A 12,851-nucleotide genomic window follows, 5' to 3' on the forward strand; every position below is an offset into this window, starting at 1 on the left:
GGCCGGGGCCGACGGCTCCGAATAGGCTCCGACGAGGGGGTGGCGCCGAGGCCATGACCAGCCTGACGCGGGACCGCGACTACGCGACGTTCGTCGAGGACGAGCGGGCGCTGCTGCAGCGCTGCGCCTACCTGCTCGTGGGGCGCCGCGACGCGGCCGACGAGCTCGTCCAGGCCACCCTCGCCGACCTGTACGCCCGCTGGCGCCAGGTGCGGAACCCACGGCTGGTCGCGCTGCGGCTGCTCTACACGACCGACCTCGGCGCGCTGCCCGCGTGGTCGCTGCGCGCCCGCTTCGAGCTGGTCGACTCCCGGCCGGCCCACGAGCCGGTCGACCCGGTCGTGGGCATGCTCGGCCACCTGTCCGCCCGCCAGCGGATGGTCGTCGTGCTCGAGTGGGTGGCCCGCGTGCCCCGCGTCGAGATGGCCGCGGTGCTCGACTCCTCGGCCGCGACCGTCGCCGACGTGGCGCGCGACGCCCGCGCGGCCCTGGTCCGGCAGGCCCCCGAGCTCGCCGACGACGCCGTCCTGGTCGCCCGCCTCGACGCCGCGGTCCCCGCCGAGATGCGCGCGGTCCGCCGCTACGACGACCTGACCCACGGCCAGGAGCTCGTCCGGCGCCGCCGGCTCCGGCGCTCGGGGGTCGCCGCCGCGGCCCTCGTGCTGCTCGTGCTCGTCGTCACCCAGCTGCGGCCCGCGGCGCCGACCCCGGCGAGCGGTCCCGCCCCGAGCGTGCCGGTCGTGACCCCAACGGTGACCGTCACCCCGAGCCCGACGACGCCCTGCGACCGCACGCTGCGCACCTGCCAGGCGTCGCTGACCCGGGCCTGGCGGGCGACGGTCTTCGAGGTGGTCGCGACCTACCTCGACCCCGAGGGCACCTACTTCAACGCCTCCAGCTACTACGCCCGCGACGAGACCGACGACCTGTGGACCACCAAGCAGGGCGCGCTGGCGATGGAGGTCTTCAAGGTCGGCGACGGCGGCGGCTCGACCGAGGTCTACGTCCAGATCGCGACGAGCCGCGCGTACGCCCCCCGCTGCGGCGAGGCGACCGGCAACGCCTGCGCCTCGATCCGCTTCCTCGACGGCAACCGCTTCGTCCTCAGCGACGGGCTCGACACCAACGACGGGCTCGAGGGGCAGTACCGGCCCGAGGGAACGCAGGTCATCACCGTCGTCGCCCGCAACACCGCGTCCGGCCGCCCGCTCGACATCAGCCGCGCGGACGTCGTCCGGATGCTGCAGGACGACCGCCTGCGCCTGCCCACTCTCTAGGGGCGCTCGGGCGCCGGTCTCCCGTCAGTCGCCCGCCTCGCCCCGTCGTCAGTGGGCGCCCTGCTCCAGGTCCATGACGTGGGGGACGACGGCGACGAGGGCCACGACGACGACCCCGATCAGCGTCACGAGGGCCGTGGCCAGCTGCGTGATCTCCATGTCCTCCAGGCTGCGTCGGCGCGGTGTGCCTCACATCAGCCCGCGGTGTGCGTCTGCTGTGCGCCGGCGGAGCGCGGGTCTGGACCCCGGTCAGACCGCGGTCGGAGCCGGGTGCCGTCCGATCGCCGCCGCGACCGCGCCGATCTCCTCCGGGCCCACCCGGCAGCAGCCGCCGACCAGCCGTGCGCCGGCCTCGACCCAGCTCGGCACGAGCCCGGCGACGGCGGTCCGGTCGCCCGTCCAGCGCCGCGCCGCGGCGTCCCAGCGCTCGCCGGCGTTGGGGTAGACGACGACGGGCTTGCCGCTCGTGCTCGCCGCGAGCGCGACCAGCTCCGGGGTGTCGGCGGGGTCGAGGCAGTTCACGCCGACGGCGATGACCTCGTCGACCTCGGCCGCCATCGCGAAGGCCTCGGCGACCGGCTCGCCGGCCCGGGTGCGGTCGCCGTCGCAGGTCATCGAGAGCCAGGCCGGCTTGGGCAGTCCGCGCACCTCGGCGAGCAGCGCCTCGGCCTCGGCGAGGCAGGGAACCGTCTCCAGGGCGAGGACGTCGGGGCCCACGTCGGCCAGCACCTGGATCCCGAACTTGTGCCAGCGTCGCAGCTGCGCGACGGTCAGCCCGTAGTCGCCGCGGTACTCCGACCCGTCGCCGAGCGCCGCGCCGTACGGGCCGACGCTCGCCGCCACCCACGCGTCGCCGTCGACCTCGTCGGCGGCCTGCCGGGCGATCCGCACGCTGCGGCGCAGCAGCCGGCTGATGTGGAGGCTGTCCTGGCCCACGCTGGCGAAGCCGCGCGAGGACACCTGGTACGACGCGGTGGTCGCGACCTGCGCACCCGCGGCGAAGAAGGCTCGGTGCGCGGCGAGGACCGCGTCGGGGTCGTCGGCGAGGACCTGCGCGGACCAGACCGAGGAGGAGAGGTCGCGGCCCTGGGCCTCGAGCTGCGTCGCGAGGCCGCCGTCGAGGACGACCGGGCCGTCGGCCATCGCCTCGGTGATCGTCCGTGCCACGCAGCCAGGGTAGGGCGGGCCCGCCCGCGGGTCGGCAGCGCACGACCCGCGGGGGCACCGCATACCGTTGACGACCCGACGCACCTGGAGGCCCGCCCATGAGCCCGTACGCCCGTCCCGTCAGCCGCCGCACCGTCCTCGGCGCCACCGGTCTCGCCGCCGCTGCCCTCGGTGGGCTCGCCGCCTGCGGCGGGGGTCCGGACGCGTCGGGTGCAGGTTCCGCGGCGCCGGTCACCGCCAAGACCAGCGACATCGAGGTCGGCGGCGGCAAGGTCTTCGCCGACGCCCAGGCCGTCGTGACCCAGCCGACGGCGGGCCAGTTCAAGGCCTTCTCCTCGATCTGCACGCACGCCGGCTGCCCCGTCGCCGACGTGACGGACACGATCAACTGCAACTGCCACGGCAGCAAGTTCTCCATCACCGACGGCTCGGTGGTCAACGGCCCGGCGACCCAGCCCCTCGCGGCCCGCACCGCCACCGTCTCGGGCGACTCCGTCTCGGTCGCCTAGCCCGGAGCCTGCCCGTCGGACGGGTCCAGCCGCCGCAGCCGCTCTCCCGTGGTCGGGCCGTCTTCGCCGACGGCCGGGTCACGCCAGGGCGCGCCCGCGGTGAGCCACGCCTCCCCGGAACCGGGCTACCCCGGAAGGCGAGGAGTCCTGGTAGGCCCGCTCCACGCCGCAGCACGGGCAACGCGAACGTCGGGGTGCGCCGTCCGGGTCCCAGGGCGGTTCGGCATCCCGCAAGCACGAGCCCCCGGCCGGCCGAGCTGCTGCGAAGGCCTCCACGCGAGGGCACGAGGTACGAGGAGACCGCTCGTCGCCATCGTTCTTGGGCATATGGACCACCGGGTGGCACGAGAGGCACCCGGAGGAGGGTTCAGGCAGACCGCCGCCGCAGCCCTCGCCTACCGGTCCGGCGCAGGAGCGAGCCACGCCTGGGCGACGCGTCTTCCTGCCTGCTCGAGCAGCGAGGCAGCCATGGCCATGCTGCGTGCCGGGTCAGGCTCGACCTCCGACAAGGCGTAGACCTCGGCGAACCCGGTGTCGCCGGCCTGCGCGGGCGTCAGGTGGCTCCTGCCGGCGACCACGACGACCGGCGCGCCGTGCCGCCCGGCGGCTCGGGCCACGCCCACAGGTGCCTTTCCGCTGAGCGACTGCCCGTCCAGAGAGCCCTCCCCGGTGATCACGAGCTGCGCGTCGAGGAGGGCCTCGTGGAAGCCGACCAGGTCGAGGACCAGGTCGATCCCCGGGCGGACCTCGGCCCCGAGCAGGGCCAGTGCAGCGAACCCCGTGCCGCCGGCCGCACCGGCTCCGGGCTCGTCCGCCCACGGCACCCCGGTCGACCTGGTGACGTGGGTGGCCCAGACCCCGAGCGCCCGGTCGAGCGCCCGCACCTGCGCGGCGTCGGCACCCTTCTGCGGACCGAAGACGGCTGCCGCTCCCCGCTCGCCCAGCAGGGGGTGGTCGACGTCGCTCGCGACGACGACCTCGACGTGATCGGTCCGGACGAACTCCCTGAGGTCGAGCTCCGCGAGTCTCGCGAGCTCGCCGCCCCCGCGTCCGAGCTCGCAGCCGTGCTCGTCGAGCAGACGTGCGCCGAGCGCCTGGACCATGCCCGCGCCGCCGTCGGTCGAGGCGCTTCCACCCAGCCCCAGCACGACCCGTTCGACGCCTGCCTCGAGCGCGTGCCGCAGGAGCTGTCCGACCCCGAACGTCGATGCCCTCGTCGGCGCGCGCAGGCCGTCGGGCAGACGATCCAGCCCGCCGGCCTTCGCCAGCTCGACGACCGCATCCCGGCCCCGACGGGCGTACGGAGCGAGCAGAGGTCCGCCGGTGGGTCCTTCCACCTCCACCTCGACCCTCGAGAACCCGGCGGCGAGTGCGGCCTCGACGGTGCCCTCCCCGCCGTCGGCGACCGGCATCTGCACCAGCGGCAGATCTGGTCGAACCTGCTCGATGCCCCGCGCGAGGGCCCGTGCGACGTCGGCCGCGGCCAGCGAGCCCTTGAACTTGTCGGGGGCGATGAGAACCGCGAGCCTGGTCCCCGACGGCGCGGTGAGCCGCGGCGACCTTCCGGGGGTCGTCACGCGCCGAGGTCGGCCGAAGGCTGGTCGACGTGCATGAGGATGGCCTTGCGCCCCGACTGGGTGACGGTCCCGTGCTGGTTCAGCACCCGCGCGGCGAAGGTGACGATCCCCTGGCTCGGGTCCTTGCGCCGCAGCCGTAGCTCGGCGACCTCGAACTCGACGTGGATGGTGTCGCCGAGCATGATCGGCGCGGAGAAGCTCCACTCCGAGAGGCCGAGGAACGCGATGGCGTTGCTGCCCAGGAGCCGGCCGCCGAGCATGAGCCCGTGGGCGAGCCCCAGCCCGAGGAGCCCGTGCGCGATCCTCCCCCCGAACTGCGACGCCCGGGCGAACTCGTCGTCGACGTGCATCGGGGAGAAGTCAGCGGTGAGGCCCGCGAAGGAGAGCACGTCGCTCTCGGTCACCGTCCGCCCGGGCGAGACGAAGCCCTGCCCGACCCGCAGGTCGCTCCAGGTGAGGTCGCTGGGCACTCGTTCTCCCTTCGTCGAGGCGCCGTCGTGGCGCCTCCGGGTGGTACCGATAGTCTAGAGGTAATCGCTTACCTGCACAGGAGCCGGCATGCCTCTCACCCTTCCCGACCTCGACGGGGCCCCACGAGCCCTCGAGTGGCGACGTCCGGCAGAGCTGACGCCCGCGTCGGCGCCGCCCACCTCGCGCCGCGTCTTCGCGGCCGCGCACGTCGTGCCCGACCCCTGGCGGTCCTCGCGTGCGGGGACGTACGGCGGAGAGGCGGCGATCGACCTCGACACCACGCTCGCCCTGCGGCACCGGTTGTGGTCCTACGGCCTGGGGGTCGCGGAGGCCATGGACACCGCGCAGCGGGGGATGGGGCTCCCGGCCGCGGCGGCGATGGAGCTCGCGCGCCGGACCATGGCCGACGACCCCCGGGGCGGCGCCGGGGTCGCGGTGGGCGTCACGACCGACGCGCTGACCAGCACCGCGCCCACGCTGCAGGAGGTGGCCGACGCCTACCGTCGCCAGGTCGCCGTGGTCGCCTCCGGCGGCGGCACGCCGGTCGTCATGGCCAGCCGCCACCTGGCCCGGGTCGCGCAGACCCCGGCGGACTACCGCCTCGTCTACGACCAGGTCATCAGCGAGGCGCCGGGACCCGTGTTCCTGCACTGGCTGGGTCCCGCCTTCGACGACACGCTCGCCGGCTACTGGGGGACCACGGACACCGGGCAGGCCCTGGACACGGTCGTCGACCTCCTCCACGCCTGGCCCGGGCGCGTGCAGGGGATCAAGGTCTCCCTGCTCGACCCGGTCCTGGAGGTCAGGCTCCGGCAGCGCGCTCCCGAGGGGGTCGACGTCTTCACCGGCGACGACTTCCACTACACCGACATGATCGCCGGGGACGGCCGTACGCACTCGCACGCCCTGCTCGGGGCGTTCGCGGCGCTGGCGCCCTGGGCCTCGACGGCGTTCCGCCACCTCGACGCCGGCGACGAAGCCGCCTTCCGGGCGGTGCTCGAGCCCACCCAGGCCGTGAGCCGGGTGGTGTTCGAGGCGCCGACGCAGTTCTACAAGACCGGCATCGCCTGGCTGTCCTACCTCGACGGGCTCCAGCCGCACTTCCGCATGCTCGACGGTCTCGAGTCCGGCCGTTCGCTGCTCCACCTCGTCGAGGTGGTGCGCCGGGCCAACACGATCGGGTACTTCACCGACCCGGACCGGACCGAGGAGCGGCTCAGGTCGTTCCTGCGCGCCCAGGGCGTCGACTGACGTGGAGCGTGGACGTGCAGGGCTGAGCTCGGTGACCGTCCCGTCGATGGCGTTGCCCGAGCTCGTCGACCGGAGCAGCGCGGCGGGCCTGGGCGGGATCGGGCTGTGGTCCTCCTCCTGGGAGACCCTCGGCGTGGACGAGGCCGCCCGGCTGGTCCGGACGGCAGGGCTGCGGGTCAGCTCGGTGTGCCGGGCCGGGATGTTCCCCGCCCGCGACGACGCGGCGAGGGAGGCGGGCCGGAGCGACAACCACCTCCTCGTGGAGGCAGCCCGGGTCCTCGACGCCGAGGCGCTGGTCGTCGTGTGCGGCGCCGCGGTCGGCACGGACCTGACCCGCGCGCGTCGCGAGGTCGCCGAGGGGCTGGCCGGGCTCGCCGACCACGCACGCGCCCACGGCGTGCGGCTGGCCGTGGAACCGATGCACCCGATGATGATCGCGGACCGGTCCGTGGTGACGAGCCTGCGCGAGGCCGTGGACCTGGTCGAGACGCTGGACCACCCCGCCGTCGGTCTGGCGCTCGACGCCTACCACGTGTGGTGGGACGCCTACTGGCGCGAGGAGCTCGCCCGGGCGCCGCACCGGCTCCTCGCCGTCCAGGTCTCCGACTGGGTCACGCCCGTCGTGCACCAGCTCCGCAGCCGCGGCATGCCCGGCGAGGGGGTGGTCGACCTCGACGGCTTCCTCCAGACCGTGACGGGCAGCGGCTTCGACGGCGTCGTCGAGGTCGAGGTGCTCAGCGACGCCTGGGACGCGCGGCCCGCGGACGTCGCCTTCGCGGCTGCCCTCGCCGGGGTCGACGCGCTCGGCGCCCTGGCGGGGGCGCGCGCCGAGGACGGCTGACGACCTCGGCTCAGGAAGCGCGGTGGGCGGCCGGGTGCGGGGCCGGTCCCGTCGAGTCGCGGAAGATCGCCGACGTGTCGAACGTGACGTGCGTGACGTCGTCGGGGTCCTCCAGCAGCCGCACCAGCGCCTCCCAGGCTGCCGCCCCGAGCCGGCCCTCGTGCATCCGGGCCGTGGTGAGCCTCGGGGTCAGCCAGTGCGCGAGCCGCGTGTCGTCGAAGCCGGTCACCGAGACGTCGTCCGGGACCTTGACCGACAGGTCACGCAGCACGGCCACGACCTCTGCGGCGGTCAGGTCGTTGGCCGCCAGGACCGCGGTGCAGCCCCGGCCGAGGAGGGTGACGAGGGCCTCCGCGAGACCTGACGCCGCGTCGTCGAGGGGGAGCTCCCAGACCTCGCCGCCGTGAGAGCGGACCAGCTGCTCGATCAGGGTCCAGCGGTGCCGGTTCTGCTCCGACGCCAGGCGGGCCCCGAGGAAGGCGAAGCGCTGGTGGCCACTCGCCAGCAGCGCCTCGACGTGCTCCCGCGTCGCGCCGAGGACGTCGGTCTCCACGCTCGCCACGGCAGGGAGGTCGACGAAGCGGCGGTTGACCGTGACCAACGGCTTGCGCGCGCCGAGCAGCCGGCCCAGGTCGGGCGGGCCGCAGCGCGGGCTGCACATGATCAGCCCGTCGGCGCGCTGGAGGAGGGCGGCGGCCAGGCCGAGCTCCTCCTCGACCCGGTCGGAGGAGTCGCCGATCAAGGTGTGGAAGCCGGCCGCACCCGCGTCGCGCACCACGGCGTGGACCATCGCCGTGAAGTGCTGGTTGCCGAGGTCGGGCACCAGCACCGCGATGTTGCCGGCCCGGCCGGTGACCAGCGCCTGGGCGGCGACGTTGGTGGAGTAGCCGAGGTGCGCGGCCGCGTCCAGGACCCGCGTGCGCGTCTCGTCCGAGACGAACTTGGGCGAGCCGCTGAGGACCCGCGAGACGCTCGCGACCGAGACCCCTGCCGTCGCGGCGACCTCCTTCACGGTCGGCCGGTGGCGGTCGGGCGGCGGGCTCACCGCCGACACACTAAACCGCTCAGAACATGACCCCGCCCCCGTTGAGGTGCAGCGTCTGCCCGTGCAGGAGGGAGGCCGCGGGGGACGCGAGGAACACCACCGCCGGGGCGATCTGGTCCGGCTCGTGGAGGGTCCCGGTGACCGAGCCCCCCGTCCGGTCGCGGACCCAGGCCTCGTCGTCGACCAGGTCGGCGATGAGCGGGGTGACCACAGGACCCGGGGCCACCGCGTTGACGCGGATGCGCGGACCGATCTCCCGGGCCAGCGAGCGGGTGAGACCGACGAGCCCCGCCTTCGCCGCGACGTACGCCGAGAAGCCACGCGCACCCTTGAAGGCGAGCTGGGAGGCGACGTTGACGACCGAGCCGACCTCGAGGTCCTGCGCCGCGAACCGCTGGGTCATCGTCATCGGGCTCGTGAGGTCGCTGGCGAGGGTGGCCTCCCACTGCGCGCGCGTCATGTCCGCGAGGTCGGCCTGCACCATCATCCCGGCGTTGTTGACCAGGCACGTGCAGCGGCCGAAGCGCCGAGCCACCGCCTCGAACACCGCGTCGACCTCGGCGTCGAGCGTCAGGTCGCCCTCGACGACGAGCGCCGAGCACCCGAGGCCCTCGACCCCGGCCCGCACCTCCTCGGCGACGGCGGGCTGGTCGAGGTGGTGCACGACCACGTCCGCCCCGGCCCGGGCGGCCGCGATCGCGATGGGACGACCGAGGCCGCCCGTCGCGCCGCTGACCAGGACCGTCTCCCCGCGCAGGCTGAAGTCCGGGTTGACGGCGCCCACGCGGTCCACGGGACTCACCGGGCCGCTCCACGAGCAGCCGGCTGCGTGACGACCATGTCGCCGACGCGGGCCCGGGCGACCAGCAGGCAGACGACCGAGACGGCGCAGACCACCGCGAGGAACGCGGCCACGAGCCACGGCTGGCCGCCGCTCGCCGCGACCAGGGCGGCCGCGATCAGCGGGGCCGGCCCACCGACGATGGTGCCGGCGAGCTCGCGCGAGATCGCGACCCCCGAGTAGCGCACCTCCGGGGGGAAGAGGTTGACCAGGAAGGCGCCCTGGGCCCCGCCCATCGCCCCGAAGGAGATCGAGTACGTCACCACCAGCCCGAGCACGATCAGCAGCGGCGCGCGGGTGTCGATGAGGAGGAAGAACGGGAAGGCCATCATCAGGCACCAGGCAGCACCGGCCAGGAAAACCCGGGGCGCGCCGATCCTGTCCGCGAGGTGGCCGAAGCCCGCCGCGAGCACGGCGCCGACGAGCGAGGCCGTCAGCGAGGCGGCGAGCGTCACCGACCGCCCGACGTCCAGGGTGCCGGTCAGGTAGCTGATGGCGAACGTGGTGGTGATGTACGACATCGCCTGGTGGCCGGACATGGCCCCGAAGCCGAGGAGGACCTCGCGCCAGTGGGTCCGGAGCAGCCCGAAGAGCGGCACCCGGACGGTGGTGGCCACCCGCTCGGTGCGCTCCTGGGCCGCGAGGAACTCGGGCGTCTCCTCGATGCGGCGCCGGATGAAGACGGCGACGACGAAGATCACCGCGCTGAACCAGAAGGGGACGCGCCAGCCCCAGCTCAGGAACTGCTCATCGGGCAGCTGCGAGACCACGAGGAAGGTGACGACCCCGAGCGCCGAGCCGACCGCGGTCGCGCCGTTGGGCACGGCGGTCCCGAAGGCGCGGCGCGAGGGCCGGACCGTCTCGGCGATGATCGTCATGACCCCGGCGAGCTCGGCCCCGGCCCCGGCCCCCTGGCACAGCCGCAGCAGCACGAGCAGGACGGGCGCCCAGAGGCCGATCGAGGCGTAGGTCGGCAGGCAGCCCATGAGGAAGGTCGAGCCGCCCATCAGGAACAGGGTGAAGACCAGGGCGGGCTTGCGCCCCAGCCGGTCGCCGAAGTTCGCGATGAGCAGCCCGCCGACCGGTCGGGCGAAGAAGCCGATGGCGAAGGTGGCGAAGGAGGCCAGCGTCGCCGCCGCCGGCGAGAGGTCGCTGGAGAAGAAGAGCGGCCCGATGACCAGCGCGGACGCCGCCCCGAAGAGGCCGAAGTCGTACCACTCGACGACCGAGCCGACGACGCCGGCCCAGAGGACGCGGCGCTCCTGCGTCGGGTCGACGTCGCGCTCGGGGTCGAGCGTGCTCGGACTGCTCATGGAGGACTCCTTCGTCACAGGCGGGTGGTGGGTGCGGCAGCCGTGGTTGCAGCGGGTCTCAGGCGGGGTAGGACCGGTCGAACAGGGACCGGTCCATGACGCGGAGGGTCGGTGCTCGGCGGAGGTCGAAGCCGACGTGCGCGGCGACGTCACGCTCGACGTCGATCCCGGGGGCGACCTCGACGAGCACCAGGCGGCCCTCGTCGTCGACCTCGAACACGGCGCGCTCGGTGACGAAGACGACCCTCTGGCCACGGGCGTGGGCGAGGACGCCGTTGAAGCAGACCTGCTCGACGGTGTCCACGAACCGTTGCGAACGACCCTCGCGGACGATGCGCAGCGCGCCGGCCTCGTGGTCCCAACCGGTCTCCAGCCCGCCCGCGGTGAGGGTGCCGCTGAACACGACGGCGTGCGCGCCCTGGCTGATGTTCACGAACCCGCCGACGCCGACGATGCGACCGCCGAAGCGGCTGATGTTGACGTCGCCGCGGCCGGACACCTCGGCGAAGGACAGGAAGGCGAGGTCGAGCCCGCCGCCGTCGTAGAGGTCGAACTGGTACGGCTGGTCGACCATCGCGTCGAAGTTCACGGCCGCGCCGGCGTCGAGCCCGCTCATCGGCAGCCCGCCGACGAGGCCCTGCTCGTTCGTCAGCACGACCTGGTCGAGCATCCCGTCCTCCGCCGCGGCCAGGGCGACGCCGGTGGAGATCCCCGAGCCGAGGTTGCACACGGCGCCGGCGCGCAGCTCCTGCGCGGCGCGCCGGGCGATGAGGGCCCGCGGACCGGCGACGAGCGGCGGCAGCGAGGTGACCTCCACGCGGGCCTGCCCGGCGTACGCGGGGCTGTCCGCGGTGAGGTAGGTCGTGGGCTGGTCGGGGACGAGGACCACGAGGTCGACCAGGAAGTGCGGGATCTTGACCTGCTTCGGAGGCAGCTCCCCCGCCCCGGCCTGCCGGGCGACCTGCACGACCACGGTCCCGCCGCGGTTGTGCACCAGCTGGGCCATCGAGAGCATCTCGCCGAAGTAGGCCTCGCCCTCCATGGAGACGTTGCCGGCGGCGTCCACCGTGGTGCCCCGCAGCAGGGCGACCTGGGCGTGGACCGCCGGGTAGAAGACGTAGGGCCGTCCCTCCAGCTCGACGGCGCGCGACGGCGGGTCGTCGCTCGGCCGCCCCTGGCTGCCGCCGCCCTCGCGCGGGTCGACGTAGGTGCCGAGGCCGACCTCGGTGAGCAGACCGGGACGGCCTCCGGCCGACTCGCGCATGAGCTGCGACAACGAGCCCTGGGGGACGCAGAAGAGCTCGATCTCCTCCTCCGCCGCCGCCTGGGCGATGCCGGGTGCGTCCACGACGGTCCCGCACACGACCCGGCGCAGGAGACCGCGGTGCCTCAGCCGGTGCGCACCCAGGGTCGCCTTGTCGCCGAGACCCACGGGGTGGACCGCGGTCAGCGCCGTGGGCGACGCCGTGGCGAGGAAGCGTGCCTCGAGGGCGGCGATCAGGGCCTCGGGCACGGCGTGGCCGCCCCCGCTGCCGCCGATGACGACGGTGTCGCCGTCGGCGACGTGGCGCGCGGCCTCCTCGGCGGTCACGATCTGCATGCTTGGCTCCTTGGCGTCGGTCCGTGGTGGGCAGGGCAGGGCGAGGACCGCCCGTCGCGCCTCAGTCGTGGGTGAAGACCGCGGGCCGCTTGCCGAGGAAGGCGGCGACCCCCTCGCGCACGTCCCGGGTCGGGTAGAGCGCCGCGATGCGGGTCGCCTCCTCGGCGTGGCCCGCGGCGGCCCCGTGCAGCAGTCCGGTGCGCAGGCAGTGCTTGGTCGCCTGGACGCCACCCCGGGGCAGCACCGCGAGTCGGCGCGCGAGCGCCATCGCCACGGCCTCGCCCTCGCCGGTCGCGGCCGGCTCGGTCGCCAGCCCCCAGTCGAGGGCGGTGGCGGCGTCGATGCTCTCGCCGAGCAGCAGGAGGCGTGCCGCGCGTCCGGCTCCCACCAGGGCAGGCAGGCGCTGCGTGCCGCCGCCCGAGGCGAACACCCCGACGGCGACCTCGGGGAAGCCGAGGACGGCGTCCTGCTCGACCACGCGGACGTCCGCGGTGAGGGAGAGCTCGAGGCCACCGCCCAGCGTGTGGCCCCGGAGGACCGCGACGACCGGCTGCGGGAGCTCCGCCCAGGCCGCGTACGCCTCGTGCTCGACCTGGGAGACCCGCAGTCCCGCCTCGGTGTCGGTGGGGAAGCCGTTCAGGTCCGAACCCACCGACAGCGACGCCGCCGACGCGGACGACAGGACCACGGCGCGGACGTCGGGGTCGTCGCCGAGCTCGTCAGCGACCTCGCGGAGCCGGGCCCGCATGGCGTCCGTGATCGGGCTGAGGCGCCCGTTCTCCAGCCGGACCACCGCGACCGCGCGATCAGGGCCTCGGCCGCGGCTGAGGCTCACAGAACCGGGAGCCGACACTGGCCCTCCTTCAGGTAAGCGATTACCTGACCATAGGGGGCCGGTCGGACGTACGCAAGCTCGCCCGGCTCGTGGCGGCTTCGCCAGGCTGCAGGAGGTTCTCGGA

General features: G+C 74.5%; 12 protein-coding genes. 4 read left to right on the forward strand and 8 right to left on the reverse strand.

Annotated elements, in window-relative coordinates:
* Window positions 1-53 precede the first annotated feature (53 nt).
* Window positions 54-1,277 (forward strand): SigE family RNA polymerase sigma factor, encoded by a 1,224-nt coding sequence (locus tag BLU42_RS16540; protein ID WP_091076828.1) that lies wholly within the window; start codon window positions 54-56, stop codon window positions 1,275-1,277.
* Window positions 1,278-1,526: 249 nt separating this feature from the next.
* Here BLU42_RS16540 and mmuM read toward each other — a convergent pair whose 3' ends face one another.
* Window positions 1,527-2,444 (reverse strand): homocysteine S-methyltransferase, encoded by a 918-nt coding sequence (gene mmuM, locus BLU42_RS16545; RefSeq protein WP_231918219.1) that lies wholly within the window; start codon window positions 2,442-2,444, stop codon window positions 1,527-1,529.
* 98 nt (window positions 2,445-2,542) lie between these two features.
* On the opposite strand from mmuM, the gene BLU42_RS16550 reads away from it, so the two are divergent.
* Complete coding sequence (locus BLU42_RS16550) at window positions 2,543-2,953, forward strand: Rieske (2Fe-2S) protein (protein WP_091076835.1); 411 nt, start codon at window positions 2,543-2,545, stop codon at window positions 2,951-2,953.
* A 395-nt stretch (window positions 2,954-3,348) separates the two neighbouring features.
* Here the strand turns inward: BLU42_RS16550 and BLU42_RS16555 are convergent, their stop codons facing one another.
* Window positions 3,349-4,530 (reverse strand): glycerate kinase, encoded by a 1,182-nt coding sequence (locus BLU42_RS16555; protein WP_091076839.1) that lies wholly within the window; start codon window positions 4,528-4,530, stop codon window positions 3,349-3,351.
* Window positions 4,527-5,000: a MaoC/PaaZ C-terminal domain-containing protein gene (locus BLU42_RS16560; protein ID WP_091076842.1), complete on the reverse strand. Its 474-nt coding sequence runs from the start codon at window positions 4,998-5,000 to the stop codon at window positions 4,527-4,529. The genes BLU42_RS16555 and BLU42_RS16560 overlap by 4 nt, the downstream gene beginning before the upstream one ends.
* An 88-nt stretch (window positions 5,001-5,088) precedes the next feature.
* Here BLU42_RS16560 and BLU42_RS16565 point away from each other — a divergent pair, with 88 nt between their 5' ends.
* Both BLU42_RS16565 and BLU42_RS16570 read left to right on the forward strand, forming a co-directional pair.
* Entirely contained in the window at window positions 5,089-6,252 is a 1,164-nt protein-coding gene (locus BLU42_RS16565) for a DUF993 family protein (protein ID WP_091076845.1), read from the forward strand.
* Between the two features lie 46 nt (window positions 6,253-6,298).
* Window positions 6,299-7,093, forward strand: coding sequence for a sugar phosphate isomerase/epimerase family protein (locus tag BLU42_RS16570; protein ID WP_157720035.1), 795 nt, complete (start codon window positions 6,299-6,301; stop codon window positions 7,091-7,093).
* A 10-nt stretch (window positions 7,094-7,103) separates the two neighbouring features.
* On the opposite strand, the gene BLU42_RS16575 is transcribed toward BLU42_RS16570, so the two are convergent.
* The 5 genes from BLU42_RS16575 to BLU42_RS16595 all read right to left on the reverse strand — a co-directional run bounded on the left by BLU42_RS16575 (window position 7,104) and on the right by BLU42_RS16595 (window position 12,727).
* The gene (locus BLU42_RS16575) at window positions 7,104-8,138 is read right to left on the reverse strand and encodes a LacI family DNA-binding transcriptional regulator (protein WP_172825813.1); all 1,035 of its coding nucleotides are present in this window, start codon (window positions 8,136-8,138) and stop codon (window positions 7,104-7,106) included.
* 19 nt (window positions 8,139-8,157) lie between these two features.
* A complete protein-coding gene (locus tag BLU42_RS16580; protein WP_157720036.1) occupies window positions 8,158-8,940 on the reverse strand; it encodes an SDR family NAD(P)-dependent oxidoreductase in 783 nt (260 codons plus the stop codon).
* The gene (locus BLU42_RS16585) at window positions 8,937-10,292 is read right to left on the reverse strand and encodes an MFS transporter (RefSeq protein ID WP_091076859.1); all 1,356 of its coding nucleotides are present in this window, start codon (window positions 10,290-10,292) and stop codon (window positions 8,937-8,939) included. The genes BLU42_RS16580 and BLU42_RS16585 overlap by 4 nt, the downstream gene beginning before the upstream one ends.
* A 58-nt stretch (window positions 10,293-10,350) precedes the next feature.
* Window positions 10,351-11,892, reverse strand: a complete 1,542-nt coding sequence (locus tag BLU42_RS16590; protein WP_091076862.1) for a CoA-transferase — start codon at window positions 11,890-11,892, stop codon at window positions 10,351-10,353.
* A gap of 61 nt (window positions 11,893-11,953) precedes the next feature.
* Window positions 11,954-12,727, reverse strand: a complete 774-nt coding sequence (locus BLU42_RS16595) for an enoyl-CoA hydratase/isomerase family protein (protein WP_157720037.1) — start codon at window positions 12,725-12,727, stop codon at window positions 11,954-11,956.
* Window positions 12,728-12,851 lie beyond the last annotated feature (124 nt).

Origin of the sequence: Microlunatus sagamiharensis (genome assembly GCF_900105785.1) — a bacterium.
Classification (GTDB): domain Bacteria; phylum Actinomycetota; class Actinomycetes; order Propionibacteriales; family Propionibacteriaceae; genus Microlunatus; species Microlunatus sagamiharensis.

Bases quoted from the DNA above. Each gene is read 5' to 3' on its own strand.
- BLU42_RS16540 (WP_091076828.1), top strand. From the start codon at position 54: ATGACCAGCCTGACGCGGGACCGCGACTACGCGACGTTCGTCGAGGAC.
- BLU42_RS16550 (WP_091076835.1), top strand. From the start codon at position 2,543: ATGAGCCCGTACGCCCGTCCCGTCAGCCGCCGCACCGTCCTCGGCGCC.
- BLU42_RS16565 (WP_091076845.1), top strand. From the start codon at position 5,089: ATGCCTCTCACCCTTCCCGACCTCGACGGGGCCCCACGAGCCCTCGAG.
- BLU42_RS16570 (WP_157720035.1), top strand. From the start codon at position 6,299: ATGGCGTTGCCCGAGCTCGTCGACCGGAGCAGCGCGGCGGGCCTGGGC.
- BLU42_RS16585 (WP_091076859.1), bottom strand. From the start codon at position 10,292: ATGAGCAGTCCGAGCACGCTCGACCCCGAGCGCGACGTCGACCCGACG.
- BLU42_RS16590 (WP_091076862.1), bottom strand. From the start codon at position 11,892: ATGCAGATCGTGACCGCCGAGGAGGCCGCGCGCCACGTCGCCGACGGC.